This is a genomic window from Kribbella italica (genome assembly GCF_014205135.1).
Lineage (GTDB): Bacteria > Actinomycetota > Actinomycetes > Propionibacteriales > Kribbellaceae > Kribbella > Kribbella italica.
Map to the genome: position 1 here is coordinate 8,419,672 of NZ_JACHMY010000001.1, position 26,026 is coordinate 8,445,697.

Annotated in this window: 29 protein-coding genes; 12 read left to right on the plus strand and 17 right to left on the minus strand. The window is 69.2% G+C overall.

Annotated elements, in window-relative coordinates:
• Nucleotides 1–21: 21 nt before the first annotated feature.
• The 4 genes from HDA39_RS39550 to HDA39_RS39565 all read right to left on the minus strand — a co-directional run bounded on the left by HDA39_RS39550 (nt 22) and on the right by HDA39_RS39565 (nt 4,202).
• Nucleotides 22–966 carry a right-handed parallel beta-helix repeat-containing protein gene (locus HDA39_RS39550; RefSeq protein WP_184804269.1) on the minus strand — a complete coding sequence of 315 codons (945 nt, stop codon included), beginning with the start codon at nt 964–966 and terminating at the stop codon, nt 22–24.
• Nucleotides 963–2,006, minus strand: coding sequence for a PQQ-dependent sugar dehydrogenase (locus tag HDA39_RS39555; protein ID WP_184804272.1), 1,044 nt, complete (start codon nt 2,004–2,006; stop codon nt 963–965). Before HDA39_RS39555 ends, HDA39_RS39550 begins: the two co-directional genes overlap by 4 nt.
• Nucleotides 2,007–2,085: 79 nt before the next feature.
• Nucleotides 2,086–3,132, minus strand: coding sequence for a glycoside hydrolase family 5 protein (locus HDA39_RS39560; RefSeq protein ID WP_184804275.1), 1,047 nt, complete (start codon nt 3,130–3,132; stop codon nt 2,086–2,088).
• Nucleotides 3,133–3,293: 161 nt separating this feature from the next.
• Entirely contained in the window at nt 3,294–4,202 is a 909-nt protein-coding gene (locus HDA39_RS39565; protein ID WP_184804278.1) for a LysR family transcriptional regulator, read from the minus strand.
• 73 nt (nt 4,203–4,275) lie between these two features.
• On the opposite strand from HDA39_RS39565, the gene HDA39_RS39570 reads away from it, so the two are divergent.
• Nucleotides 4,276–5,163, plus strand: coding sequence for an EamA family transporter (locus tag HDA39_RS39570; RefSeq protein WP_184804281.1), 888 nt, complete (start codon nt 4,276–4,278; stop codon nt 5,161–5,163).
• Here the strand turns inward: HDA39_RS39570 and HDA39_RS39575 are convergent.
• From HDA39_RS39575 to HDA39_RS39585, 3 genes are read right to left on the minus strand one after another with little or no spacing between them, the layout of a single operon-like run.
• Nucleotides 5,144–5,707 carry an NADAR family protein gene (locus HDA39_RS39575; protein ID WP_184804284.1) on the minus strand — a complete coding sequence of 188 codons (564 nt, stop codon included), beginning with the start codon at nt 5,705–5,707 and terminating at the stop codon, nt 5,144–5,146. The genes HDA39_RS39570 and HDA39_RS39575 overlap by 20 nt on opposite strands.
• Before the next feature lies 1 nt (nt 5,708).
• On the minus strand, nt 5,709–6,425 hold the full coding sequence (locus HDA39_RS39580) for a TIGR03943 family putative permease subunit (RefSeq protein ID WP_184804288.1): 717 nt from the start codon (nt 6,423–6,425) through the stop codon (nt 5,709–5,711).
• Entirely contained in the window at nt 6,410–7,432 is a 1,023-nt protein-coding gene (locus tag HDA39_RS39585) for a permease (protein ID WP_238356273.1), read from the minus strand. Before HDA39_RS39585 ends, HDA39_RS39580 begins: the two co-directional genes overlap by 16 nt.
• Before the next feature lie 175 nt (nt 7,433–7,607).
• Between HDA39_RS39585 and HDA39_RS39590 the strand changes: the two genes are divergently transcribed.
• A complete protein-coding gene (locus HDA39_RS39590; protein WP_184804291.1) occupies nt 7,608–8,789 on the plus strand; it encodes a serpin family protein in 1,182 nt (393 codons plus the stop codon).
• A gap of 50 nt (nt 8,790–8,839) precedes the next feature.
• On the opposite strand, the gene HDA39_RS39595 is transcribed toward HDA39_RS39590, so the two are convergent.
• The 4 genes from HDA39_RS39595 to HDA39_RS39610 form a co-directional block, all read right to left on the minus strand.
• Complete coding sequence (locus tag HDA39_RS39595) at nt 8,840–9,499, minus strand: alpha/beta hydrolase (protein WP_184804294.1); 660 nt, start codon at nt 9,497–9,499, stop codon at nt 8,840–8,842.
• Between the two features lie 110 nt (nt 9,500–9,609).
• Complete coding sequence (locus HDA39_RS39600; RefSeq protein ID WP_184804296.1) at nt 9,610–10,734, minus strand: serine hydrolase domain-containing protein; 1,125 nt, start codon at nt 10,732–10,734, stop codon at nt 9,610–9,612.
• A 753-nt stretch (nt 10,735–11,487) separates the two neighbouring features.
• Nucleotides 11,488–12,045: a TetR family transcriptional regulator gene (locus HDA39_RS39605; RefSeq protein WP_184804300.1), complete on the minus strand. Its 558-nt coding sequence runs from the start codon at nt 12,043–12,045 to the stop codon at nt 11,488–11,490.
• 82 nt (nt 12,046–12,127) lie between these two features.
• A complete protein-coding gene (locus HDA39_RS39610) occupies nt 12,128–12,544 on the minus strand; it encodes an SRPBCC family protein (RefSeq protein ID WP_184804304.1) in 417 nt (138 codons plus the stop codon).
• Between the two features lie 136 nt (nt 12,545–12,680).
• On the opposite strand from HDA39_RS39610, the gene HDA39_RS39615 reads away from it, so the two are divergent.
• The 7 genes from HDA39_RS39615 to HDA39_RS39645 all read left to right on the plus strand — a co-directional run bounded on the left by HDA39_RS39615 (nt 12,681) and on the right by HDA39_RS39645 (nt 17,904).
• Nucleotides 12,681–12,875 (plus strand): hypothetical protein, encoded by a 195-nt coding sequence (locus HDA39_RS39615; protein WP_184804307.1) that lies wholly within the window; start codon nt 12,681–12,683, stop codon nt 12,873–12,875.
• Nucleotides 12,876–13,154: 279 nt separating this feature from the next.
• Nucleotides 13,155–13,358 carry a hypothetical protein gene (locus tag HDA39_RS39620; RefSeq protein WP_184804310.1) on the plus strand — a complete coding sequence of 68 codons (204 nt, stop codon included), beginning with the start codon at nt 13,155–13,157 and terminating at the stop codon, nt 13,356–13,358.
• Nucleotides 13,355–14,032, plus strand: coding sequence for a PhzF family phenazine biosynthesis protein (locus HDA39_RS39625; protein WP_184804313.1), 678 nt, complete (start codon nt 13,355–13,357; stop codon nt 14,030–14,032). Before HDA39_RS39620 ends, HDA39_RS39625 begins: the two co-directional genes overlap by 4 nt.
• Before the next feature lie 60 nt (nt 14,033–14,092).
• The gene (locus tag HDA39_RS39630) at nt 14,093–14,416 is read left to right on the plus strand and encodes a hypothetical protein (RefSeq protein WP_184804316.1); all 324 of its coding nucleotides are present in this window, start codon (nt 14,093–14,095) and stop codon (nt 14,414–14,416) included.
• Nucleotides 14,417–14,636: 220 nt separating this feature from the next.
• Entirely contained in the window at nt 14,637–15,476 is an 840-nt protein-coding gene (locus HDA39_RS39635) for a nitrilase-related carbon-nitrogen hydrolase (protein WP_184804319.1), read from the plus strand.
• Nucleotides 15,477–15,492: 16 nt separating this feature from the next.
• A complete protein-coding gene (gene hydA, locus HDA39_RS39640) occupies nt 15,493–16,899 on the plus strand; it encodes a dihydropyrimidinase (RefSeq protein WP_184804323.1) in 1,407 nt (468 codons plus the stop codon).
• Between the two features lie 12 nt (nt 16,900–16,911).
• Nucleotides 16,912–17,904: a TIGR03842 family LLM class F420-dependent oxidoreductase gene (locus HDA39_RS39645; RefSeq protein ID WP_184804326.1), complete on the plus strand. Its 993-nt coding sequence runs from the start codon at nt 16,912–16,914 to the stop codon at nt 17,902–17,904.
• A 99-nt stretch (nt 17,905–18,003) separates the two neighbouring features.
• Here HDA39_RS39645 and HDA39_RS39650 read toward each other — a convergent pair whose 3' ends face one another.
• Genes HDA39_RS39650 through HDA39_RS39670 form a run of 5 tightly spaced genes read right to left on the minus strand, consistent with a single transcriptional unit; the run spans nt 18,004 to nt 22,872 of the window.
• The gene (locus HDA39_RS39650) at nt 18,004–18,420 is read right to left on the minus strand and encodes a cytidine deaminase family protein (RefSeq protein ID WP_337926087.1); all 417 of its coding nucleotides are present in this window, start codon (nt 18,418–18,420) and stop codon (nt 18,004–18,006) included.
• A gap of 4 nt (nt 18,421–18,424) precedes the next feature.
• Nucleotides 18,425–19,795: an FAD-binding oxidoreductase gene (locus HDA39_RS39655; RefSeq protein WP_184804329.1), complete on the minus strand. Its 1,371-nt coding sequence runs from the start codon at nt 19,793–19,795 to the stop codon at nt 18,425–18,427.
• Between the two features lie 23 nt (nt 19,796–19,818).
• Nucleotides 19,819–20,667, minus strand: coding sequence for a carbohydrate ABC transporter permease (locus HDA39_RS39660; RefSeq protein WP_184804332.1), 849 nt, complete (start codon nt 20,665–20,667; stop codon nt 19,819–19,821).
• A gap of 1 nt (nt 20,668) precedes the next feature.
• Nucleotides 20,669–21,589 (minus strand): carbohydrate ABC transporter permease, encoded by a 921-nt coding sequence (locus HDA39_RS39665; protein ID WP_184804334.1) that lies wholly within the window; start codon nt 21,587–21,589, stop codon nt 20,669–20,671.
• Entirely contained in the window at nt 21,589–22,872 is a 1,284-nt protein-coding gene (locus HDA39_RS39670; protein WP_184804337.1) for an ABC transporter substrate-binding protein, read from the minus strand. Before HDA39_RS39670 ends, HDA39_RS39665 begins: the two co-directional genes overlap by 1 nt.
• Before the next feature lie 239 nt (nt 22,873–23,111).
• Between HDA39_RS39670 and HDA39_RS39675 the strand changes: the two genes are divergently transcribed.
• On the plus strand, nt 23,112–24,278 hold the full coding sequence (locus tag HDA39_RS39675) for an MFS transporter (protein ID WP_184804340.1): 1,167 nt from the start codon (nt 23,112–23,114) through the stop codon (nt 24,276–24,278).
• On the opposite strand, the gene HDA39_RS39680 is transcribed toward HDA39_RS39675, so the two are convergent.
• On the minus strand, nt 24,279–25,325 hold the full coding sequence (locus HDA39_RS39680) for a PfkB family carbohydrate kinase (RefSeq protein WP_184804343.1): 1,047 nt from the start codon (nt 25,323–25,325) through the stop codon (nt 24,279–24,281).
• Between the two features lie 104 nt (nt 25,326–25,429).
• Here HDA39_RS39680 and HDA39_RS39685 point away from each other — a divergent pair, with 104 nt between their 5' ends.
• Both HDA39_RS39685 and HDA39_RS39690 read left to right on the plus strand, forming a co-directional pair.
• Nucleotides 25,430–25,828 (plus strand): hypothetical protein, encoded by a 399-nt coding sequence (locus tag HDA39_RS39685; protein WP_184804346.1) that lies wholly within the window; start codon nt 25,430–25,432, stop codon nt 25,826–25,828.
• Entirely contained in the window at nt 25,807–25,971 is a 165-nt protein-coding gene (locus HDA39_RS39690) for a hypothetical protein (RefSeq protein ID WP_012919388.1), read from the plus strand. The genes HDA39_RS39685 and HDA39_RS39690 overlap by 22 nt, the downstream gene beginning before the upstream one ends.
• Nucleotides 25,972–26,026 lie beyond the last annotated feature (55 nt).

A 26,026-nucleotide genomic window follows, 5' to 3' on the forward strand; every position in this document is an offset into this window, starting at 1 on the left:
TCCAAGGCGCCGCCGGGCACATCAGCCGATCGGGATGCCCGGGTTGGCCAGGCCGTTCCCGCCGGTGACGGTGTTGCTGCGGTCGATCGTGACCTTGCAGCTGGACGCGTTGTAATTGGTGATGTTGAACGCGTACCGGCCGCTGCCGGTGGCCCCGGTCAGGTCGGACCTGTTGTTGCGGAACACCGTGCCGCACCCCCACCCGGACTGCTGGGTGTGGGTCTCGAACCCGTTGTTGGTGGTGTTCTTGCCGGTGTTGTTCTCGATCACGTAGTTGTTGCCCTTGACATCGATCCAGCTGTCGTCGTAGTTCGCGCCGGTCAGCCCGCGGCCGTCGAAGGAGTTGCCCGCGACGCGCCCGCCGGTGGTGCCCTCCTTGAGGTCGATCGCCTCGCCGCCGACGTCCGGGCCGATCGTGTTGTCGAGGATCTGGACGTTGTCGGACTTGTCCGACGTGCCACCGGCGCTGCCGACGTACACGCCCTCGCCCATGCCCCGGCCGTCGTTGCCGGTGTCGTAGATCTTCGAGTTGCGGATGGTGCCGTACGTGCTCGACTTGCGGAAATGCACGCCTTCCATGTCGAGCCCGTGCACGGTGACGCCGTCGATCACGACCCGGGTGGCGGAGTCGATCATGATGCCCTTCTGGCCGCCGGTCACGGTGATGCCCTTGACCTGCCAGTACGACGCGCCGTTCAGGTGCAGGCCGTAGCCGCCACCCGCGGTCAGGATCGCCTTGGCGCTGCCGGTGAGCGTGATCGGGGACGACGAGCTGCCGGAGACCGTCGTCTTGAAGTTGCCGGTGTAGGTGCCGTCGGCAAGCTTGATCGTGTCACCGGCCTTGGCGCTGGTGAGCGCCGACTTCAGCTGGGCGGCGGTGCTGACGTCGATGGTCGCGGCGTGCGCCGGACCGGCCACGAGCCCGGCCGCGACGACGCCGAAGGAGAGGAACAGTGCGGTCTTCACTGGATCACCGACCTGAGGAGCTTGTCGCCATTGGTGTTGGAGGTGCTGATCCAGATCGCGCTCGCGCCCGGGACCTGCACGATCGACCGGAGCCGGCCGAAGGTGTTGGTGAAGTACGCCTGGGTCGCGCCGGCGTTCTCGCCGTTCAGCTCGACCCGCCACAGCCGCTGACCGCGCAGCGCGGCGACGTACGCCGTGTCGTCGACGATCGCGAGGCTGCTCGGTGACGCCTCGGCCGTGGTCCAGGTGCGCTTGGGGTTGTCCATGCCGGGCGTGCTGCAGCTGCCCTGGCAGATCGGCCAGCCGTAGTTGTGGCCGCTGACGATCAGGTTCAGCTCGTCGAACTGGGTGTCGCCGAGCTCGGCCGACCACATCCTCCCGGCGGAGTCCCAGGCCAGGCCCTGCGGGTTGCGGTGGCCCTTGCTGTAGACCAGGGTGCCGAACGGGTTGCCCGGTGCGGGCTGGCCGCTGGTGGTGAAGCGCAGGATCTTGCCGTTGAGCGAGCTGTCGTTCTGCGAGGTCGAGGTGTCCTGCGCGTCGCCGGTTCCGGCGTACAGGAAACCGTCGGGGCCGAACTTCAGCTGGCCGCCGTTGTGGAAGGTGTTGCTGCGGATCCCCGACACGATCACTGTCCGGTTGGACAGGGTGGTGCCGTCGAAGTCCATCCGGACGACGCGGTTCTGCGTCTGACCGCCGTCGGTGGAGGTGTGGAACAGGTACACGGCCTGGTCACTGGTGCCGTTCCAGGTCGGTGAGACCGCGATCCCCATCAGGCCGCCCTCACCGTTGGTGGTGACGGAGTTGGGGACGGTGCCGACCGTCGTACGGGTGCCGTCGAGGGTGACGCGGGAGACCCGGAAACTGTTCCGCTCGGTCATCAGGGCGGATTGACCGTCGGGCAGGAACGAGGTGGCCCAGGGCAACGACAGCCCGGTGACGAGCTCGGTCGGTGGTTGCGGTGCGGCGGTAGGAGCAGCGGCCGCCGGTGTTGCGGTGGCCAGGCTCGCGAAGAGCAGAAGCGACAGGAGCTTTCGTCCCATGAGTTGCGTCCTTTCTGAAAGGGGCGCAGGGGAGACCCGGGCCGGTCCTTGGGGGCGTGAGGACCGGCCCGGGCGTGGATCAGCTGGTCGGGAAGTCGTCAGGCGTGCGGATCCGGTCGCGGATCCAGACTCCGGCCGGCTTCAGGACCGACGGACCGGTGAAGTTGTTCCCGGAGCAGGTGCCTTCCTTGAAGACGGCACCGGATCGGAAGTCGTCGGAGAAGTTCCAGTTCGTCCAGCCGATCTTCTTGCTGGCCAGGAAGTCCAGGTACTTCTGGGAGTTGGTGAAGTCGTTGCCACCGTCACCGCTCGCGGTCTGGGTGCCGAACTCGGTGACGAACAGCGGGATCTTGTCCGCGGCCCGGGACAGCGCGTTGAAGTACTCGGTCTTGTGGGACGCGGCGTAGAAGTGGAACGTGTACATGAAGTTCGTCGCGTTGATCGGGTTGTTGACGATATCGGCCTCGGTGCGGCCGTCGGAGATCCCGAGCGAGGCCCAGCCGTGGGTGCCGACGAACACGACGCCGTCGGAGTCCTTGGCCCGGATCACGGGGATCATCTGCTCGGCGTACGACTTGATGCCGGCCCAGGAGACGTTGTTCGGCTCGTTGGCGATGTCGTAGATGATGTTGGTCTTGTTCTTGTGCCGGTCGGCGATCTCGGTGAAGAACGTCTTCGCCCGGGCCAGGTTGGCGTTCGGGTCGCCCGGCGTCAGCTGGTGCCAGTCGACCAGCGCGTACATCCCGCGCCGGGTGGCTTCCTCGATGTAGCCGTGCACCATGTCGGTGAAGCGGCGCGGGTCGGTCTCGTAGCCGCCCTCCTGGATGTACATCGAGATCCGCAGGACGTCGGCGTTCCAGTCGTTGGCGAGGGCGTCCAGCGAGGCGGTCTTGACGCACTGGCTGTACCACTGGATGCCGTGCGTGCTCATCCCGCGCAGCTGGATCGGCTTGCCGTACTGGTTGCACAGTTTCACGCCGCAAACGCGGAGCTGGCCGTTGATCGCGACCGGGGTCGCGGCCTGGGGCTCGGGCTGGGGAGCCGCCGAGCTCGTGGTCGTGGAGATCAGGGTGGTGGCGGCCAGCAGCACGCTGCCGGCCAGGGCGGTCCATCGGGTACGCGTCATCGCGAATTGCCTCCTACTTCGCCGGGGGCGGTGGACGGAGTGGGGACTTGCATCGGAACCTAATAGGAAGGTTTCTTAACGGTTCCGGGGAACTTAGCGAGGATGCCGAGCGCTGTCAATCGGTCGCTGATGGTTACGGCGAAGAGTTCCGCTGGGGGTGTTCAGGCGGTACTGCGGTCCCGCCAGGCGGTCTTCAGGGCGCTGAGCGTGACCGCGACGGCGGGCCGGCGGGCGGTCGCCGTCCGCCAGACGGCGTACAGGCGGCGGCTCGGCGCGGGCTGCAGCGGGATCGCCGTCACGCCCGGCGGCAGGGGGCCGCGGCCGAGGCGCGGAATCATGCCGATCCCGATTCCCCGGTCGAGCATCGCGATCTGGGTCTGGTACTCCGCGATGGAGTAGGCGACGTCGGGCTCGACGCCGGCCTTGCGCATCGTCCGGATCAGCCAGTCGTGGCAGATCGTGCCGGGCGGCTGGCAGATCCAGCGCTCGCCGACCAGGTCGCTGGCGCGGACGGACTCCTTGCCGGCCAGGCGATGCGTGACCGGGACGAGGACGTCGGCCGGGTCCGTGCCGAGCTTGGTCCGGGACAGGTCCTCGGTCAGCGTGAGCGGGGTGTTGTGCCAGTCGTGCACGACGGCGATGTGGACTTCGCCGCGCTGGACCGCCGTGACGCCGTCGAACGGATCCAGCTCGACGACCCGTACGTCGAGCGCGGGGTTGCTGTCGATCAGCCCCGGCAGGGCGGCCGGGAGCAGACCGCGGGTGGCGGTGGGGAACGCGGCGATCACGAGCTCGCCGATGGCCTGGCCGCGTTGCTCCTCGAGGCGGAGCTCGGCGTCCTCGACGAGCTCGAGCACCTTCGACGCGGTGGCGGCGAGCTCCTGGGCGGCGTCGGTGAGGGCGATGCCACGGCCGCGCTTCTCGAGCAGCGTCGTACGGGTCTCGCGCTCGAGCTTGGCGAGCTGCTGGGAGACCGCGGACGGCGTGTAGCCGAGCGCGTCGGCGGCGCTGCCGACCGATCCGTAAAGGGCGACGGCGTGCAGGGCGCGCAGGCGGCCGAGGTCGATCATGTAGCACTCCTACATTGTGCGCGGTAGCAATCTGTGCTGGTCCTTAACTGTAGCGCGGCTCATCCTTGGTCGTATGAACCCTCGTCACGTGCTGCTCGCACTCGCCGTCGTCCTCGTCTGGGGGATCAACTTCGTCGTCATCGAGGTCGGGCTCGAGGAGTTTCCGCCGTTGCTGTTCTCGGCGCTGCGGTTCCTGCTGGCGGCGGTGCCGGCGATTTTCGTCCTGGGGCGGCCGCGGGTGGCGTGGCGGTACGTGATCGGGGTCGGGCTCGCGCTGGGGGTGGCGAAGTTCGGACTGCTGTTCGTGGCGATGGACCACGGCGTACCGGCCGGACTGGCGTCGCTCGTGCTGCAGTCGCAGGTGATCTTCACGGTGCTGTTCGCCGTACTGGTGCTGCGGGAGCGGCCGCGGCGTACGCAGCTGATCGGCATCGGCGTTGCCTGCTTGGGACTGCTGCTGATCGTGGTGGACAGCGGGCTTGCGACACCGGTCGGTGCCCTGCTGCTCGTCATCGCGGCCGGAGCCTGCTGGGGTGTGTCGAACACGGTGACCCGGCACGCGAAGCCGCAGGACATGCTGCGCTTCATGGTGTGGGTGAGTGCGGTCGCCGTACTGCCGTTGACCGTGCTGTCCCTGCTGGTGGAGGGTCCGCGCGCTGATATGGACGCCTTGCGCAGCATCGATCTGGGCGGCGCGGCCGCGCTGCTCTACCTGGCGGGGGTTGCGACGCTCTTCGGATTCGGGGCCTGGGGCTTCCTGCTCGGCCGGTACGACGCCAGCACGGTCGCGCCGTTCTCGCTGCTGGTGCCTGTGGTCGGGATGGGCGCGGCCTGGCTGCTCCGCGGCGAGGCGGTCGGTGCGCAGCAGGCGGTCGCCGCCGTACTGATCATGGGTGGGATGGCCTGCACGGTGATCCGGCCGCGCGTCTCTCGACCGGTGGTCACTGCTCCGGTTGGGTGAGCTGGTCGCGGGCGCGCATCAGGGCGAAGCCGAGCAGGTTGAGGCCGCGCCACTGCGCCGGGTGCTCGGCGCGGTCGTCGTCGGCGGCCAGGCCGATGCCCCAGATGCGGTCGACCGGGCTGGCCTCGACCAGGATGCGGTCCTTCGTTCCGAGCAGGTAGTCGCGCAGGGCGTCGTTCTGGGCGAACTTGTGGAGGTTGCCCTCGACAACCAGCTCGAGGCGGTGCCGCTGCCAGATCTCGGTGTCGAAGCCGCTGACCGTGCGGCCGATCGCCTTCGCCTGCTGCGGATGGCCCGCGGCGATCACTTCTTGCTCGGCGTCGCGGTCGCCGAACAACCGGGCCTTGCCGGCCATCATCCAGTGCTCGGCGGTCGGGTAGCGCACGCCGTCCACGGTGAACGGCGCGTGGAACCACTGGCTCAAGCAGCTCGCGTCGACCTGCCCGTCGCGGCGCGGAGTGTCGCCCCAGAAGAAGACGTACCTGTAGCGCTTCTTGCGGGACAGGCCGTCGAGCAGGTCAGCGGTGGACTGTGGTGTGGTCATCTCACTCGTACGGGTTGGCCGGTGCGGTCACGGTCTTCACCTCGGAGACGGTCAGCGCGGCGACGTCGCCGTCGGAACGCTTGCTCGGCTCGGCCCACTCGCCGGTCACGGTGACCCACTGGTTCTTCGGCGGGGCCGCTTGGCCGCGGGCCTCGACCATGAACGCCGTACCGTCGGCCACGCAGCAGGTCAGGCCGATCCGGGACACGTACCAGCTGCCGTTCTTGCCGGGCGTGACGAAGCCGGTGAGCTGGAAGTCGCGACCCTTCATGCTCTCCTTCTCCCACACGGCCCAGACGGCGTAGTCCCTGACTGCCAACGGTACCGGTCCGGTGTTCCGCGCGCTGTCGGCGAGCCAGGAGTTGCCCTTCGGGGCGACCGGTTTGGCCGCGACCGGGGACTGTCGCTGGGCGGCGTCGGCGCCGAGTGCGGGCGGGTCGACGACGAGCAGCGCGAAGACCGGGATCAGCATCAGCCAGGCGGCGCGGGGGAGGCCGTGGTGGTTGTGGCCGTCGTCGGCGTGTTCCTTGCTCTTGGTGTCGGCCAGGACGTCGACGACCGCGAGCAGGATGAGGATGATCCCGGCCGCGAGCAGCATCCAGCGCATCCCGGGTTTCACGTACCGCAGATAGGTGTTGGAGATCGCCAGCTGCACGATCGCCGCACCGACGAAGACGACGACGAGACCTGCGACGTTGCGCTTCACAGCAACCACCATCCGACGAGGAGACTGGCGACGATCGCGACCACGAACGTGGCCGGCGCGAACCGTACGGCGAACTTCGGGCCGAACGTACCGGCCTGCAAGGCGATCAGCTTCACGTCCACGATCGGCCCGACCACCATGAACGCGAGCCGCGCGGTCAGCGAGAACTGCGTCAGGCTGGCCGCGACGAACGCGTCCGCCTCCGAGCAGATCGCCAGCAGGACGGCCAGCAGACCCAGGACGACGACCGAGAGCAGCAGGTTGCTGGCGACGTGGTCGAGCCACTCGCGCGGGACCACGACGTTGAGCGTGGCCGCCGCGGCGGCGCCGATCACCAGGAACCCGCCGGCGTGCAGGAAGTCGTGCAGCATCGACGAGCGGAAGACCTCGAGCTTGGCGGTGCCTTCGGCGTGCCGGCTCTTGGGCATCCGGAGCCAGGAACCGCCCTTGCCGGTGGCCAGCCAGAGCCAGCCGAGGGCCATGGAGACACCGAGGGAGGTGAGCGCGCGGGCGACGACGACCTTCGGCTGGCCTGGGAAGGCCACCGCGGTCGAGGCCAGTACGACGGGGTTGATCGCGGGGGCCGAGAGGAGGAACGCAATCGCGGCCGCCGGGGTGACGCCGCGGGCCATCAGCGCGGCCGAGACCGGGACCGACGCGCACTCGCAGCCGGGCAGGATCACGCCGGACGCGCTGGCGACCGGGACCGCGAGGGCCGGGTGCTTCGGGAGGGCCTTGGCGAAGAACGAGGCGGGGACGAACGCCGTCAGTGCCGCCGAGAGGAGGACGCCGAGGACGAGGAACGGCAGTGCCTGGACGGTCACGCCGACGAACATCGTCGCCCAGGTGCGGACGCCGTCGTCGGTGAACAGGCCCGCGAAGAGCTTGCGGCCGAACAGGGCGAGGCCGACCAGCACGACGAGGGTGATCGTGAAGGCGATCGAGGAGCCGGCGGGCTCCTTGGGCGGCTCTTCGGAGGGCGTCAGAACGGGATTTTCCGTCACTTCCGGCGTGCTCATGGGCGGCATCAAACCACAGCGGTGTGCGGTGGATCGACTACGGTCCGTGCTCGCAAATGAAAATCACCGTCGTTCCGGCGGAAACTGGCCGGTGCGCCGGGGTGCGGGGAAAGTGCCTGGAGAGTGCGTGCTCGGTTCCTGTTGAGGCCTTCTTCGCCATGGCAGGGTGGAACGCATGGATGCCAACGTCGTGACCGCGGTCAACAGCCTCACCTCACGCTGGGCGCACACGCTCGCGCCCGGCAACACCGTGATCTCCGGGCTGGGCCTGTGGCCCTTGCTCGCCCTGCTCGCCACCGCCGCCGACGAACCAGGCCGGACGGAGCTGGGCGAAGCGGTCGGCGTCGATCCGTCCACTGCCGCTTCGCAGGCCGTGGAGCTGATCGGCGCCCTCGACGAGACGGCGGACCTGCACGCCGCGCTCGGGCTGTGGGTGCACCAGCAGCTCAAGCTGAGCGAGTCCTTCGGCGAGGTTCTCCCCACCGAGCTGACCGGCACACTCGTCGGCGATCCCTCGGTCGACAAGGCCAACCTCGACGCCTGGGTCGCCGACCACACCAATGGGCTGATCCGCGAAATGCCGCTGGAGCTCACGCCCGACCTGGTGCTCGTGCTGGCCTCGGCGCTGTCGTTGCAGACCACCTGGGCCCGCCCGTTCCGCGAGCAGATCAAACACGTCCACGAAGGCGATTGGGCTGGCTCGTGGCACTGGCTGGACCGCACCGATTCCGACCTCGACGCCTTGCGGGTCCACGACGATCCGGTCGCCGGTGCGCTGACGGTCGTCACCGTGGCGGGTGACGCCGATGTCGATGTGGTCCTGGCCGTTGCTTCGCCGGAGGCCCCTCAGGCCGACGTACTGTCTGCTCTCCTGGCTGCCATTGCCGACCCTGAGGGCGGCCGGCCCGGAAGCGCTCTGCTCAGACAGGCTGAGCAGGGGCAGCAGGTGGCTCCTGCGGTGACGCTCGCCCAAACGACCGCGCCGGCGCCCGACCTGACGCTGGCCCTGCCGTCCTTCTCCGTCTCAGCTGACCACGACCTGCTGGCCCTTCGGTCCCTCTTCGGCCTGACCGCCGTCACCACGGATCCCGGCGACCAAGGCCACTTCTCCGCGATCAGCCCTGACCCCTTGGCCGTCGGCCAAGCCAACCAGTCCGTCCTCGCTCGCTTCCACGCCACCGGCTTCGAAGCCGCCGCGATCACCGCCATCGGGATGACTCGAGCCGCCGCGCTGAGGCCGAGCTCGCCCCGCCTGGCGGTCGCGTTGACCCAGCCCTTCGCGTTCACCGCGGTTCATCGTCCGACCGGTCTTCCGGTGGTCACCGGGTGGATCCAGACCCCGACCGAGCCCGAGTAGCCCTCGGCCTCAGCACCCACCCTCACGAGCAGCGCGCCGGGCCGTGCTGCTCAGCCTCCGAACGCCCATCGAACCATCAGCGGGAACTCCTCTGCCCAGAAAGGATCGCCGTGGTCGCCGACTCGTTCCGTCATCACCACGTCCGCGCCGGCGTCGCGCAGGGCGTCGGCCCACCGGGCCGCGTTCTCCTGGAACCAGGGCTCCAAGGTCCCGGCGACCAGATAGGTCCGCGGCAACGGACTCGGCAGCTCAGTCGGCGGCTGATAGCCCCCTCCTGGCGAGGCGCAGAAGACCGCGCCGTAGATGTCCGGATGCCGAATCCCCATCGCCAGCGAGAGTTCTCCACTCGCCGACACTCCGCACACCGCGGTGCGCTCGGCGGGCAGCGCGACACCGAACCGCCTCGTCACCCACCGGCGGACGTCCTCGACGAAGAACTTCTCGTGCGCCGCGAACAACTCCTCGTCGAACGACGGCGAGTACTCCTTGATCCGCGCCATCTCGTCCTTGGCGTCCGTCCGGTGTGCGCCGACGATCATCGTCGGCGGTACCTCGGCGGCCTCGAGGCGCCCACCCCATTGGGAGATCAGCTGTCCGTCGCCGGCGAACACCACGGCCTCCGGCGGATCCGCCGGCACGTAGACCGTCACCTGCCGCCCGCCGTCGTACTCGAAGCTCTCGGTGACGAGTTCTCCGGCCAGGTCGTCCATGGCTCGCACCTCAGTCTGCGGTCGCGATGGTCGAGGACCCTCGCAGGTCCTCGCGAGACCCGCAGCCTAACGCTGCAGCCGGTCACGGCCTCTCCCTTGGACCAATCGCGTCAGGTGGAGAGAGCAGCGTCGAGCGGGTCGGCCAGTGCGGCGACTGTGGCTGGGGAGGGTGGCAGGTGCTGGGTCATGAGGACTGCGGAGATGCCGTGGTCGGGATAGGCGTACCAGAGCGTTCCGAGTCCTCCGCCCCAGCCGTAGCGCGCGGGGATGCCTGGTCCAGCCGAGCGGACCTGCACGCCGTAGCCCCAGCCTTCACCGTCGAGGAAGATCTGCGCGGACGGTCCGGACCGCTGCTCTGCCGTCAGGCGGTCGACCGCCTGCGTGTCTCCCAGGCTTTGGTGACCTGTGGACAGGCTGGTGGCGAAGGTCAGGTAGTCGGCGGCGGTGGAGACCAGGCCGCCGCCTGCGTGGGGAAAGGCCGGAGCCGCGAGCCAGTCGCTGTCGGGTACGTCGTCGAACACGGCTGTTCCGTCGGTGAAGCACGGGATCAGCCGGTCACGGGCGTGCGCTGGTACGGCGAACCCGGTGTCGTTCATGCCGAGTGGAGTGAAGATCCGCTCGTCGAACAGCGTCGGCAGCGCGGCGCCGGCCGCGCGGGCGAGGAGGACCCCGAGCACGGCGTACGAGAACTCGTAGCGCCAGTGCCGTCCGGGTTGTTCCATCAACGGCAGTTCGGCAAACCGGCGGACCCACTCGTCCGGCGCGTGCGGGATCGAGGACGGGGTCGGCGGCCCCATCCCGAGCCCTGCCGCGAACGCCTTCTCCGCAATCGGGGGACTGTCGACCTCGAAGGCAAAGCCGAACCCGAGTCGCATCAGCAACAGGTCTTCGACAGTCGGCGCCTTGTCGGCCGGGACGGTGTCGTCGAGCGGGCCGTCGAGTTGGCGAAGGACTCGCTGCCCACTCAGTTCAGGGAGCCACCGATGGATGGAATCGTCGAGCGCGAGCACGCCGTCGTCGACCAGTCGGAGCGTCAGCGCGGCAGTCAACGGTTTCGTCATCGAGCTGATCCGGAACACGGCGTCGGGCCGCAGCGCATCACCACCGGGACGATCCAGACCAGCAGCATGAATCCACTGCCGCTCCCCATCGGCGACCCCAACCACCGCCCCGGGGACCTCCCCAGCCAGCACCAGCTTCTCAACCGAATCCACGACCGACCTGAAGACCGTCATCGCAGCACACTAGCGCCGAGCCACTCCAGATCCTGCGCGGTGACTGCTCGACCTCGGCGAACGCTGGCCGCCGGTCCGGGTCGTCGCCGAAGCCCGGACCGATCAGGGCCCGGTCGAGCGACGTACGGTCCGAGACCTGGATCGCAGGTGATCGGCGTACCGCTCGGGCCGACGACCCAGCGCACGCCGCTGGTCCCGTCGATCGGTCGACCACCCAGCGCGCGCCGCTGGTCCCGTCGATGTCGTCGGCCCCCTCGCCGGGGAGCGAGTCGTCCGGGCGCACCTGGAGCAGGCGAGAGATGTCGGCGTGCACGGTCCGGGCGGTCGACGAGCCGCGACCTCGGCGTCCAACTGCTCGTCGCACACCTCGCGCTGGTGACGTCATCGGCGTGCCAGTGTTGAGCCACACCGTGCCTGCGCGGAGGCGTGATGGGGCTCGCGCTTGGGGTCGGCTACTGCTTGAGCCAGAGTCTGCTGTCGCCCGGGTCAGCTCCTTGGACTCGGGGGCGACTATTGCCTGAGACGGGGCCCGCTGTCGCCCGGATCAGGTCCTCGGACTCGGGGGCGACTACTGCCTGAGCCGGGACCCGCTGTCGCCCGGATCAGGTCCTCGGGACCGGCGGTGATCACCCAGGGACGGCGGTTGGCCGGCGTACGCATGGTGCGGACTCGGGCCTGGATCTCGTGCAGCCCGTCGGCCGACTCGCGGTCGACGGCGGTCGCGGTGTCGCGTCGCGCGGCGGGGTGCGGTGGTCAGGAAGGTGGTTTCCGGAGATGCTCCGAGGTGAGGAGGCGATTGAGGAGTGCGGAGGCCTCGTCGACGGCGGGGCGGTCGCCGGTGAGCAGGAGGTCGAAGAGCAGGCCGCGGGAGGCGGCCAGGCCGAGACGTGCGTACGCCGGCGCTTGGTCCTCGGGAATTCCGGCTTTCACAAAGAGCCGGATCAGCGGTGGGAGCCAGACGTTGATCAGGTCGGCCTTCAACGCCTCGGTGTGGGGGAGATCCTGCATCGCGTGCGCGGACAGCTCGAAGAACAGCGGCCCATAGATCAGCGCCGCCTCGGTCACCCGGCGCCAGAACTGCTCGGCCTGCTGCACCAGCGGAAGATCCTCGAGCTCGGCCAGCAGATCCCGTTGCTGCTGCTCGACCGTACGGACCACCTCGGCCAGCAGGCCCTCGCGCGAACCGAAGTGGTAGATCAGCATCCGGTGACTCGTGCCGATCGATGCCGCGATCGTGCGCAGACTCGCGTCCCCGATGCCGTTCCTAGCGAAGTGCTCGACGGCCTCGGTGAGCAGGGACTCGCGGCTCACCGGGGCAGAACTCCGGGCAGTCGTGCACGGTGAAGCCGTCGTGCGCGCCCGACGGCACCCGGATCGCGGTGTTCCGCGGCGCTCACGCCTCGGTGACCTTCTTCAGGCTGGTGATCTCGGTGGCGATGTACTCCCTGGTCAGCTTCGCGTACAGCTTGCCGAAGAGCCAGCCCAGCGGACCTTCCTGGATGACCGTCGCGGTCACGACCGTGCCCTCCGGCGTACTGACCACGCGGTGGCCGGCGGTCGTCTTGATGCCCGGCGCGCGGGAGACCCATTCGAAGTACTCGCCGTCCTTCAGTTCCGTCACCTCCCAGACGGCGACCGGGAGCTTGGGCTGGCGGATCCGGGTCCGGGCGCCGACTCGCAGCGCGCCCTCGTCGAGCCGCTCGACCGAGTCCATGGTCGGAGTCCAGTCGGGCCAGTGGGCGACGTCGCTGAAGACCGCCCAGACGCGTTCGGCGGGGGCGTTGACGGTGGTGGAGTGATCGAAGCGCATGTACCAAATGGTACATGCGCGGTCCGTGGCCGTCGATCGGCCGAGCGTCGACGCTGCGTGTACGGACGGTAAGAGTCGGGTCAGATCGGCGATTGCGGTGTGCCGACGATCCGGTGCCGCCGGTAGGGTCGTCGCCATGGCCGACCAGAACACGAACCACGCCACCGAGAACGAGCAGGACCCGGGCGCGAGCACCCAGATGTTCCGCGCCTTCGTCAGCGAGGGCGAGGTCCAGCCCGCCGAAGAGCCGAAGATGAACGGCCGCATGCTGGCCGTCGTCGGCGCCGTCGTGGTCCTGATCGCCGTCGTCGCCGCGATCCTCGTCCTCTGACCGACCCTCTCCTGCACGACACGACCACGGCGCCGACTGGGCTTCCCCTGCGCGGCACGGCCGGCACGGTCAAGGTCGACGTCACGCTCGCCGGTACGTCCGTACGCTCAGCGTCTCGATGGGCCTGCACAAGCGCGACGACCGCCCGATGGGCGTGGCCGCTCCGTGGAGACCGAGCGCCACCGCGCGAGCGCCGCGGCCCAGGACTCGGGCTCTCCGAAGTCGCCCTGGACGACCGCTGGTCTGGGACCAGGACGAGGAATCCGGCGTCGACCCGCGGTGACGCACGGGGATTTGCTGGTGGTCTTCGGTGGTTTGCCGGCGTCGGGGTTCTGCTCGCCGCCGGTGAAGAAGCCTGGCGACTTCGGCTGCCTGATGAGCCGCTTCGCCGTTGCCGACCCCGACACTCCGGCCCTGCTGCGCGGGCTGGGGTCGCTGCTGCTGCCGCACACGCAGGTGCGAGATCGTGAGCTGAACAGATGACCACCGTGGACGTGCACGTCGTACGGGTGTTCGTCGATCCCTCCGGTGCCTTCGGGAACCCGTTGGGGATTGTTGACGGCGCGCTGGTTCCCGTCGAGGAGCGGCAGCGGACGGCTGCCCGGCTCGGCTACAGCGAGACCGTCTTCGTCGACGATCCCGCGACCGGCCTGATCCAGATCTTCAGCCCCACTGGGGAGATGCCGTTCGCTGGGCACCCGACTGTCGGCGTCGCCTGGTGGTTGCACGCGCAAGGGCAGCACGTCGACGTACTGCGGGTGCCCGCCGGTGAGGTGCCCGTCATCCGCAGCAACGGCATCACCGCCGTACGCGCCAACGCTTCCTGGGGCAGCACCTTCGACTGGCGCCAGCTCGACACCCCCGGCGAGGTCCTCGCCGCAAGCCCCGCGTCGTACTCAGCAGGCCACACCTACCTCTGGGCCTGGGAAGACGAACCCCAAGGCCGCATCCGCGCCCGCGTCTTCGCGCCCGCCATGGGTGTCCCCGAAGACGAGGCCACCGGCTCAGCCGCCACCCAACTCACCGCCCGCCTGGGCCGCTCCCTCCACATCACCCAAGGCGCCGGCTCCCAACTCCTCACCACCAACCTCTCCGGCGGCTGGACCACGGTAGGCGGCCGAGTCCTCCCGGCCCCGAGCCGCACGATCACCACCTGACGTGAAGAGCGCCGTACTGGTCACGTACGCCCCAACCTCAGCGCCACCTGCCTCCAAGCCATGGCACTCCTGGGCGCCGACCTCGCCCCCGGCGTCGCCCAGCTGACTGCCCCCGACGGCCACCTCTTCACCCTGTACGCCGGCACCCCCGACGACCTAGCCGACTACCGCGACGTAACCCTCGTCCCCGCCACTCCCGGCCTCGAGGCGCCCAACCTCGCCCTCCCCGTCAGCACGGCGTACGTCGAATGCCGCTGGGAAGATCTCTTCGCCACCACCGTCGCCCACCTCGCCGACCACGTCCCAGGCCAACTCTGGGCGCTCGACAGCAACGACGTCGCTTGGGATGCCCGCGCGATCGATCCCTGGCGTATCTTGCTCTGACCTACGCGACGACGCCTGCGCCGCTGGTCGGCATCGCCGGTGACAGGCGTGCGCAAGCGGCGGTAGATCTGGGGAGGTGCCGGCTGCGCTGGTCTCCGCGTACGGCGCCCGCCGGGGCGAGTGGCAGGGACACGCTGGGGACGGTGTGAGTCTGGCGTAGTCGTTGACTCGGGGTGGTTGGCGGGCGGAGCATGGGTGCTCGGCTAGCGGGAGGTTCGCGATGGCGGAGGTTGTGCGGGCGGCGTTGGTGCAGGCCAACTGGACCGGGGACCAGGAGTCGATGGTCAAGGCGCATGAGGGGTATGCGCGGGAGGCCGCCGCCCTTGGGGCGAAGGTGATTTGTTTTCAGGAACTGTTCTACGGGCCTTACTTCTGTCAGGTTCAGGATCCTGAGTTCTACGAGTACGCCGAGACCGTGCCGGGGCCGACCACCGAGCGGTTCCAGGCGCTGGCCGAAGAGCTGGGCATGGTGATGGTGCTGCCGGTGTACGAGCAGGAGCAGGCGGGGGTGCTGTACAACACGGCCGCGGTGATCGATGCTGATGGCAAGTATCTGGGGAAGTACCGGAAGACTCATATTCCGCAGGTGAAGGGGTTCTGGGAGAAGTTCTACTTCCGGCCCGGGAACCTGGGGTATCCGGTGTTCGACACCGCGGTGGGGCGGATCGGGGTCTACATCTGTTACGACCGGCACTTCCCGGAAGGGTGGCGGGCGTTGGGATTGGCGGGGGCGAAGATCGTGTTCAACCCGTCGGCGACCTCCCGCGGGCTGTCGTCGTACTTGTGGAAGCTGGAGCAACCCGCCTCGGCAGTGGCCAACGAGTACTTCATCGGGGCGATCAACCGGGTCGGCGTCGAGGAGTACGGCGACAACGACTTCTACGGGACGTCGTACTTCGTCGACCCCGAGGGCAAGTTCGTCGGCGAGGTCGGGGACGACCACAACCCGGAGCTGATCGTCCGGGACCTGGATCTCGGGCTGCTCGACACGGTCAGGGACCGGTGGCAGTTCTACCGCGATCGCCGGCCGGACGCGTACGGGGACCTGACCAAGCCGTAACGAAGGAGCGCCACAGATGTCGTTGCTGGTCAAGGGTGGGACCGTCGTCGGGCCGACCGGGGCGCACCCGGCGGACGTCCTGATCGAGGGGGAGAAGATCGTCGCGCTCTTCGACCCCGAGCACAGCGGGAGCGTCACCGCCGACGAGGTGATCGATGCCGCGGGCAAGTACGTGATCCCGGGCGGGATCGACGCGCACACGCACATGGAGCTGCCGTTCGGCGGTACGGCGGCCAGCGACACCTTCGACACCGGGACCCGGGCGGCCGCCTGGGGCGGGACGACGACGATCATCGACTTCGCCGTACAGCGCACGGGCGAAGTGGTCCAGGACGGGCTCGCGGCCTGGCACACCAAGGCCGAGGGCAACTGTCACATCGACTACGCGTTCCACATGATCCTCGGCGGGGTCGACAACGACGCGCTGAAGGCGATGGACCAACTGGTCGCCGACGAGGGCATCACCAGCTTCAAGTTGTTCATGGCGTACCCCGGGGTGTTCTACTCCGACGACGGCCAGATCCTGCGTGCGATGCAGACCGCCCGCGCGAACGGCGCGATGGTGATGATGCACGCCGAGAACGGGATCGCGATCGACGTCCTGGTCCAGCAGGCGCTGGCCCGCGGTGAGACCGACCCGATCAACCACGGCCTCACCCGGCCGCCCGCGTTGGAGACCGAGGCGACGAGTCGGGCGATCGCGCTCGCCGAAGTCGCGGAGGACTGCCCGCTCTACATCGTCCACCTGTCGGCCAGCGGCGCGCTCGAAGCCGTCGCGGCCGCGCGGGACAAGGGCCGGAACGTGTTCGCCGAGACCTGTCCGCAGTATCTGTACCTGACGCTGGAGGACCAGCTCGGCGCGCCCGGGTTCGAGGGTGCGAAGTGGGTCTGCTCGACGCCGCTGCGCAGCAAGCACGAGTCGCACGCCAGGGACCTGTGGAAAGGGTTGCGGAGCAACGATCTCGCGATCGTGTCGACCGACCACTGCCCGTTCTGCATGAAGGACCAGAAGGAGCTCGGCCGCGGCGACTTCTCCAAGATCCCGAACGGGATCGGCGGCGTCGAGCACCGGGTCGACCTGGTCTACCAGGGCGTCGTCGACGGGCAGCTGTCGCTGGAGCGCTGGGTGGAGACGATCGCAACCACGCCGGCCCGGATGTTCGGCCTGTACCCGCGCAAGGGCGTCATCCAGCCCGGCGCGGACGGCGACGTGGTGGTCTACGACCCGAACGGGACGACCCGGATCAGCGCCGAGACGCACCACATGAACATGGACCACTCGGCGTACGAGGGGTTCGAGGTGAGGGGACATGTCGACACGGTGATCTCGCGCGGCGCGGTGATCGTGGCCGACGGCAACTACCATGGGCGGAAGGGACACGGGCGGTACCTGCGGCGCGGCTTGTCGTCGTACCTGGTCTGAAGGGGGAATCCGGTGGACTTCGGAGTGGTGTTCCAGTGCGACCCGCCTGCGTCAGCGGTGGTCGAGCTCGCCCAACAGGCCGAGCGGGCCGGGTTCAGCCACGTGTGGACGTTCGACTCGCACCTGCTCTGGCAGGAGCCGTTCGTGATCTACCCACAGATCCTCGCCGCCACGCGGAACGTGATCGTCGGGCCGATGGTGACGAATCCGGGGACGCGGGACTGGACCGTGATCGCGTCGCAGTTCGCGACGCTGAACGAGCTGTTCGGCAACCGCACGATCTGCGGGATCGGGCGCGGTGACTCGGCGCTGCGGACGCTCGGCGCGAAGCCGGGCACGATCGCGGAGCTGAAGCAGTGCGTCGAGGTCGTCCGTGAGCTGGCCTGCGGGCGCACGGTGGAGTACCGCGGGCAGCAGCTGAAGTTCGCCTGGGTCGAGAACGGCGCGCTCGAGGTCTGGGTCGCGGCGTACGGGCCGAAGGCGCTGGCCGCGACCGGGCAGGTCGGCGACGGGTACATCCTGCAGTTGGCCGATCCGGACATCGCGGCGTGGATGATCTCCGCGGTGCGCAGCGCGGCCGAGGAGGCCGGGCGGGATCCCGCGGCGATCAAGTTCTGCGTCGCGGCACCGGCGTACGTCGGGGACGATCTCGCGCACCAGCGCGACCAGACCCGGTGGTTCGGCGGGATGGTCGGGAACCACGTCGCCGACATCGTCGCCCGGTACGGCGCGAGCGGGACCGTCCCGCCCGCGCTGACCGACTACATCAAGGGCCGCGAAGGCTACGACTACGCCGAGCACGGCCGGGCCGGCAACACCCACACCAGCTTCGTCCCCGACGAGGTGGTCGACCGGTTCTGCCTCCTCGGCCCGGTCGAGAACCACCTGGCCAGACTGCGCGAGCTGCAGGCGCTGGGCGTCGACCAGTTCGCCGTCTATCTCCAGCACGACGCCAAGCAGGAGACCCTCGAGGCGTACGGGCGGGACATCATCCCGGCGTTGTGAACGCCCACCACTCACCAACCACCGGCGACGGCGACCGTTCCCGCCTGGAGGTGGCGGGACCGCCGCCGGAAACCGGGGTTGGACAGTGGTGGGCGTCCGTCAGTCGGGGGTGGGAGTCCAGCGGTAGGCGCCCGGCAGGAGATCGGTGGCGAGCACCGTGCCCGGGCCGTCCTCGGAGGGCAGGATGACGCGGATGCCCGGGTGGTAGTCGACCAGGATCTGGCGGTCGCGGCCGCACGGCCCGCAGACGCCGCGGCCTTCGTTGCCGACGGCGACGATTGTGGTCAGCTCCCGGGCGCCCTCGGCGCGGGCCCGGCCGAGGGCGACCAGTTCCGCGCACGGTCCGCCGAGGAAGTGGTACAGGTTGATCCCGGCGTACATCCGGCCGTCGACCCCGCGGACCGCGGCGCCCATCGTGTAGATCCCGTCCGGACCGTCGGTGTTGGCGTCGACGGTCCGGCGGGCCAGCTCGATCAGCTCCTCGTCGGCGGCGGTCAGGGGGTGCAGGTCGAGCACGTGGTCACCTCTCGGGTGGGCCGTACGGGAAGATGCCGGTCGGGTCGTACGCCGTGCGGATCTCCGCGAGGCGGGCGAACGTCTCGGCGGGCCAGCAGGCTTCGTAGGAGCCGGGGACGGTCAGGCCGCCGGCGTAGTTGACGTTGTGCTCCGGGGACTTCCACGGCTCCAGCGGGGCCAGCACGCCCTCGGCGGCTCCAGGCAGCACGGTGGCGAACAGACTGGGATCGGGGGCGCCGATCAGGATCAGCGTGTACGACGCGCCGCGGCCGCCGACGGCGCTGCCTTCGGGGACGTCGCGGGCGACGGCGCCGCCGAGGTGGCGGATCTCGACCGCGACGAAGGGGATCTGCTGGGCAGGTCCGGCGGCGCCGAGGAAGGCTTCGGCGAAGTCCGCGTCGAGGTCGGTCAGCAGCTGGCCGCGGTCCCAGCCGGGGCCGGGGTCGCGCGGGTCGTTGTGGATGTCGGCAATCCGTGAGGCGGGGATCTCCTGGAGGAGATCGATGAGGACGGGGGCCGCGTCGCGGATGGGTTGGAAGAGCCTTTCGCCTTCGGCCGCCGAACCGACGTACGCGAAGCGGATGCTCAGCACGGTCTTCCCGCGCAGCGGCTCGGGGATGAACTCGAGCGGCGGGAGGCGAAGGATGACGGCTGACGAGGTGGCCGCGTTGGGCAGCGTCTTGGTCCAGTCCAGCCACGTGGTGAACGCCGGAGCGATCTGGTCGGCGTCGAAGAACACCGAGCCGCCGTACAGGGTGCTGAGCTCGACGAGCTCGAAGTCCATCGAGGTGACGATGCCGAAGCCGGCCTTGCCGCCGCGCAGCGCCCAGAAGAGGTCCGGATCGTTCTGCGCCGAGGCGGTGCGGATCGTGCCGTCGGCGGTGACGAGGCGGAAGCCGCGGGCCCAGTCCGACGAGAAGCCGAAGGTGCGCGCGAGTGGGCCGAGGCCGCCGCCGGTGATGTAGCCGATGCAGCCCACGTTGTCGGAGGCGCCCGCGACCGGCGCGAGACCGTGCCCGGCCGCGGCCGCGATCACCTCGGCCCAGCGCACCCCGGCGCCGATCGTCGCGATCCGGCGCTCAGGATCGACCACGACCCCGCCGAGCCGCCGGGTCGTGACGAGGATGCCGTCGGTCACCGCCACGGCCGAACCGTGGCCGGTGGCAAGCACCCGGACCGGTACGCCGGCCGCAGCTGCGATCCGTACGACGGCCGCCGCGTCCTCCTCCGACGTGATGCCGACGGCAACGTCCGGTGTGTGCACGGTCGCCGTGTTCTGCGCGGCGACCTCCTCGGCGAAGCCGTCGTCGGTCGGCCCGAGGACCGGGCCGGTGGTGAGCTCGGCGCGAAGTGCGCCGATCAGGTCTGACGTCATGCTGTGTACCCCCTCAACTGGATTCATTCACTGATCCCCGAGCGTTCGACTCCCTCGACGATCCAGCGCTGCAGGAAGACGAACATCACCACCAGCGGCAGGATCGCGATGCCGGCGGCGACAAAGAGCTGTGGCAGGTTGATGGTCTGCGCGGTCAGGAACGTGGACAGCGCGATCTGCACCGTCCAGGCGCTCTGGTCCGGCGCGATCACCAGCGGCCACAGGAACGCGTTCCACGACCCGATGAACGTGATCGTCCCGATCGCGGCGATGAAGCCGGTCGAGTTCGGCACCACGATCCGCCAGAACGTGCCCCAGTACGCCGTACCGTCGAGCTGCGCGGCCTCCTCCAGCTCGCGCGGGAAGTTCAGGAAGTACTGCCGGAACAGGAACGTCGCGAACGCCTGGAACAGCCCCGGCACGATCAGCCCACGCAGCGTGCTCACCCAGCCGAGCGTGGAGACCAGCACGAAGCTCGGCACGAAGGTCACCGCGGCCGGGATCAGCAGCGTCGCGACGATGAAGTAGAACACCGCGTTCGCGTACCGGAACGGGATCCGCGCCAGCCCGTACCCGGCCAGGCCCGAGATCACCAGGACCCCGATGGTCTGCACGACCGAGATCACCAGCGAGTTGAGCAGTGCCCGCCCGAACGGCAGCAGCGGATCGGTGAAGAGGTCGACAACGTTGTGCCACTGCAGCGACGACGGGAAGAGCTTCCAGTCCGGTGACGTGATGTCCTGCTCGGTCGACAGGCCGTTGCGAACGAGCAGGTAGAACGGCAGCAGGAACAGGATCGCGCCGACCACCAGGACGACGTACCGGACGACCGAGCCGGCCTGGTCCGCGCGGGAGCGCTGAATGGTCGCCATCTCAGTCCTCCCTCTTGCCCAGTCCGAGGAACCGGCCCTGAACGAGCGCCACCAAGGCGATCAACAGAGTGAGCAGTACGGCGCCCGCACTGCCGTGGCCGAAGTCCTGACCTTGCCCGAGCGCGGCGTAGTACAGGTAGACCAACGGCGGACGCGCGTACGGCGGATAGCCGCCGGCGCTCGAGAGCAGGTTGTAGAACTCGTCGAACGCCTGGAACGCGTTGATCAGGAGCAACAACAGGACGGCGGTCGACGTCGCCCGCAACTGCGGCAGCGTGATGTACCGCAGCACCTTCCAGCCGGTTGCGCCGTCGATCGCGGCCGCCTCGTACAGCGATGGCGCGATCCGCTGCAGCCCGGCCAGGAACAGGATCATGTAGAACCCGGCCTGCAGCCACATCCGCGCGGACACGATCACCAGCCAGTACCACGGCGGTTGGGTGACCGAGAGCCAGGCGACCGGCTCGGCCCCGAACCAGCCGAGCACGGTGTTGGCCAGGCCGAACCGGACGCCGTTGAAGATCGACAGCTTCCAGATCAGCGACGCCACGACGTACGAGCAGGCGGTCGGCAGGAAGAACACCGACCGGAAGAAGGTCCGGGCGAAGCGGGTCCGGTTGACCAGCAGGGCCAGGCCGAGCGACGCGACGAACGTGGTCGGCACGATGAACAGCGCGAACAGCACGAAGGTGGCCAGGCTGGACCGGAACGCGGAGTCCCGGAGCATGTCCAGGTAGTTGCCCAGGCCCACGAAGTCCGTCGGCGTGACGGTGTTGCGCGCGTCGAAGAAGCTCAGTACCACCGACCAGACGATCGGCACGTAGACGAACACGAGCAGCCCGAGCACGAACGGCCCGACGAAGATCACGAACCACAGGTTGCGGTCGTAGCGGCCCCGCAGCCGCGTGGCGAGGGCGGGCATCAGCCGGCGATGCGCTTGAGCTCAGCCTCCACGACGGCCTTGACCGCCTTGATCTCGGTCGCCGGATCGCTGCCGTTCTTGATGATCCGGCTGACCGCGTCGGAGTACGCCGTCCCGGACTTCGGGGTCCACAGCAACGGCGTCTGGGCGTGCCCGTTCTCGTTGACGAACTTCACCGCGTCGGCGGCCGGGCCGGACTTCAGCTTGTCGGCCTTCTCCGCCAGGCTCTTGCGGGCCGGGACGTGGAAGCCGTAGCTCTGCGCCCAGTCGAGCTGCTTGTCGGTCTGGTCGACCCACAGCCACTTGACGAACTTCTTCGCCGCGTCGACGTTCTTCGACTTCGTGCTGACCGAGGCGCCGTACGCGCCGACCGGGACGCTCGGGGCGCCGGTGGACGCGTCCAGCTTCGGCCAGGGCAGGACGCCGAAGTCGTCCGGCAGCGACTTCTGCAGCTGCGGGAACGTCCAGAGGCCGGTGAACTGCATCGCGGTCAGGCCCTGGGTGAACGCCGACGGGTCGGACCAGTCGGTCGGTGCCCCGAGCAACAACGCCTTCGAGGTGAACAACTCGCGCAGCTTGCGCAGCGACTCGGCCGCGGCCGGGCTGTCGAAGCCGAACTGGCCGTCCTCGGTCAGGTAGTCGACGCCCGCGGCCCACAGGGCCGGGCCGCCGAGAATGCCGACGCCGCCGTCGTTGCCGACGAACAGGCCCTTCACCTTGTCGGTGGTCAGCTTCTTCGCGGCCGCGATCAGCTCGTCGACGGTCGTCGGCGGCTGGACCCCGGCCTGCTGGAGCAGGCTCTTGCGGTAGACCAGCAGTTGCATGTCGGTTGCCTGCGGGATCGCGTAGAGCTTGTCCTGGTAGGTCACCCGGGACAGCAGCGACGGGGTGAAGTCGCTCTTCGCGTCGCCGAGCAGGTCGGTCAGGTCGGCGACCTGGCCGCCCTTGATCATGTCGATCGACGGTCCGTTGCCGTACTCGAACACGTCCGGCCCGCCGTCGGTGAGCAGCGCGGCCGCGGTCTTCTTGTCGTAGTCGCCGGGGGACCACTGGACCGTCACGGTCGCGTCCGGGTACTCCTTGGCGTACTTCTCCACGGCCTGCTGGGTGCCCGCCTCGCCGTACTGGTGGTACCACTGCGCCAGCGCCGGCTTGTCACCCGAGGCACCGCCGCCCGAGTCCGAGCGGCCGGTGTTCGACCCGCAGCCGGCCACCGCCATCGCCGCGATCCCACCTCCGAGCGCGAGGAAGCTCCTGCGGTTGAACCCGTCTGCACCCGACATCGCGACGTACCTCCAGCTCAGGCGCGGTCCCAGGACCCGCGCACCCTGGTCCGACCCTACGACCGACCGGGTCCCTGAGGGCCCCTTTTCGACTGTTGATCAATCGAGTGGCGCACTGGTCTTTGCGTTGTAGGGTGTCGGCCATGTCCCGCATGCCGCACTAGAGAGGGCTCGAGTCGCCGAGCCCAATTCTCGTTCCCCGCCTCGTCGAGGCCGGGGCTCTCTAGGAGCGCCTTCTCATGTCCAGCACCCTGCGTGCTGGGAGCTACCGTGCTGTCCTCCTCCTGCCGTCCGCGCTGCGCACTTTCGTGCCCGCGCTGGCAGGCCGGCTGGCCTACGGTCTGCTCCCGCTGTCCACCCTGTTCACCGTCCACGCCGCGACAGGCTCGTTCGCCGTCGCCGGAGCTGCTGGAGCCGGCTTCGGCCTGGCGTCCTTGTCGATGCCGTACAAGGCCCGCCTGGTCGACCGCTACAGCCAGCGCCGGGTCCTGCCACCTCTGGCGCTCACCTGTGCGCTGGGACTCGTCGCAACCACCTTCCTGAGTACGCCGGCCCTACTGGTCGTACTGGTCACCGTGACCGGGCTCTTCGCCCCACCACTCGGCCCGTCGATGCGCGCCAACTGGCGGCTCATCACCGAGGACACCGATCTCAAGGAACGCGCCTACGCCCTGGACGCGATCTGTGAGGAGTCCCTCTACCTGGCCGGGCCGTTGCTGGCCGGCCTGCTGATCAGCCTCTGGTCAGCATCCGCAGCACTCATCTGTACGGCGGTGCTGCTTGCCGGTGGCACCTGTCTGATGGTCACCTCGCCGCTGGCCTGCCGGACGACTCCACCGGGTCCGGCCCGGCACCTACTCGGCCCGCTGACCAACGCCGGGCTGCGCAGGATCCTGATCGTCATCCTGGTCACGGCGGCCGGAGTCAGTACGGCGTACCTGTGTGTCGCGGGAGTGGCGCAGGCGCAGGGGAAGCCGGGAGCGGCCGGGTTCGTCGAGGCGGGGATCGGACTCGGCAGTGTCGTCGGCGGCTTGCTGTGGGGACGCCGGAAGCACACCCGGACGCATGAGAAGCACCTCGCCGGGCTGATCGGCCTGCTGGCGGCGGGACTGCTCGCGGCGTCGCTGGCGAGCCACCTGGTCGTGCTGGGCGGGGTGATGGCAGTCGCCGGGCTCGCCGTCGCGCCCTTGTTCGTGGTGTCGTACCTGGCCGCCGACGAGGTCACACCTCCGGACCAGCGGACCGAGGCGAGTACCTGGATCAACACCGCCAACAACCTGGGGAGCGCAGCCGGTGCGTCGTTGGTCGGAGTGCTGATCGACCGGAGCGGACCGGCGTACGGGTTCCTGGCCGGGGGCGTGCTGCTGGTGCTGGTGTCGGCGGTGCTGCTCAGGCGGACGAAGTGATCAGGCGTCCGAGAGCCGGGCGATGGTCGCGCCGGCCCGGCGGACGATCGGGACCGGGCCTTCGGGAAGGACGTCGCCGATGAACGTGTAGTGCCGCAGGATGTCGGGATCGACGCCGCCCGGGCGGGTGCGGCTGTGGTCGCGGACCCAGTCGATGATGTCGCCCCACCCGGGCGCCGCGAGCGAGCCGCCGAAGTGCTGGACCGACAGCCCGGCGCACAGGTTGCCGAACGCGAGCCTGTGCGCCAGCGGCCAGCCACGCAGCGTGCCGAGCACCAGGGAGGCCAGGAACACGTCACCGGCACCGGTCGGGTCGTACGACCGGACCGGCAGCGCGGGGATGTGCTCCTCCTCCCCGGTGGCGGAGTCGATCGCCAGTACGCCGTCCGAACCGTTCGTCACGACGGCCAGCGGGACCCGCTCGGCCAGCTTGTGCAGCGCGGCCTTGGGGGTGTCGGTCCGCGTGTAGGCCATCGCCTCACCGGCGTTCGGGGTGAAGGCGTGGAAGCCCTCCAGCACGTCGAGCACGGCCGGTGACCAGGTGTCGGTCGGGTCCCAGCCGACGTCGCCGAACAGCAGCGCGCCGGACTCGCGGGCCTCGGCCGTCCAGCTCGGCAGCTCCTCCGCGACCGGCACGATCGCCGACCGGGTGTTGAGGCCCGGGCCGACCAGCTTGCTCGGGTCGCCGGGCGCCTCGTGCGCGTGGGTGACCATCGCCCGGTCCCGGTCGATCGACATCGAGACCGTGACGGGGGAGTGCCAGTGGCCGATCCGGCGGGAGTGCGACAGGTCGACCTTCTCCTGGTCGGCCAGCGTCCGCCAGCAGAAGTCGGCGTACACGTCGTCGCCGAAGACCGCGGCCAGGCCGCTGCGCAGCCCGAGCCGGCTCGCGGCGATCGCGAAGTTCGCGACACCGCCGGGGCACGAACCCATCCCCTCGGCGAAGATCTCGGTCCCCGTGGTCGGCGCGGACTCCAGTCCGGTGAGCACGATGTCGAGAAACACGGTGCCCTGCACGAACACGTCGTAACAGTCCGGATCTTCCACGTGACGTCCTTGTCGGTGGTGAGTGGTTTGCTGTCCTTCGTAACATCATCAGCCGGTCATCACCAGGGATTTGGGAGGACGTCGATGGTTGTGAGGGTGTGTTCGTGATCCCGACCTGGATCTCGGTGGTCGGTGTCGCGATGACCGTGCTGAGCCCGTTGCTGGCGCTCGGCGGCGTCGCCCTGGGCGCGTACCTGACCCGGAAGTCCGATCGCGAGCTGGACACGTGGCGGCACCGCGAGGAGACGATGCGGATGGTCCGCTGGGCGGTCGAGCAGATCCTGAACGACGACGACACCGGCACGGACGCCGGTGTGGTCACGCTGCGTTCGCTGATGCGCTCGGAACTGTTGCAGCCCGAGGACTACGAGCTGGTCGCCGCGCTGACCGCCGCCGTCGCGATCGACCGGGTCGGCGAGACGACGTACGCTGAACTTGCCGACGCCGACATCGAGGTGGTCGAAGAAGAAGGAGCCCGCCGATGGCTGAGAAGAAGACCGTGAAGGTCTCCCGCCAGGCCGTGGAGCTGGCCCGGTTGCACGTCGAGGCGGCCCGCCGCGCCGGACGCAAACCGGAGCCCGCGGTCGCCCGGATTGCGGACGCCCGTCCGGAGAACGGCAACGGTACGGCGCCCGCTCCCGCCTGAGGCCCGTCGTTAGGCGGCACGCCTGACCGGATCACCGCCTCGATGCCCCTAGACT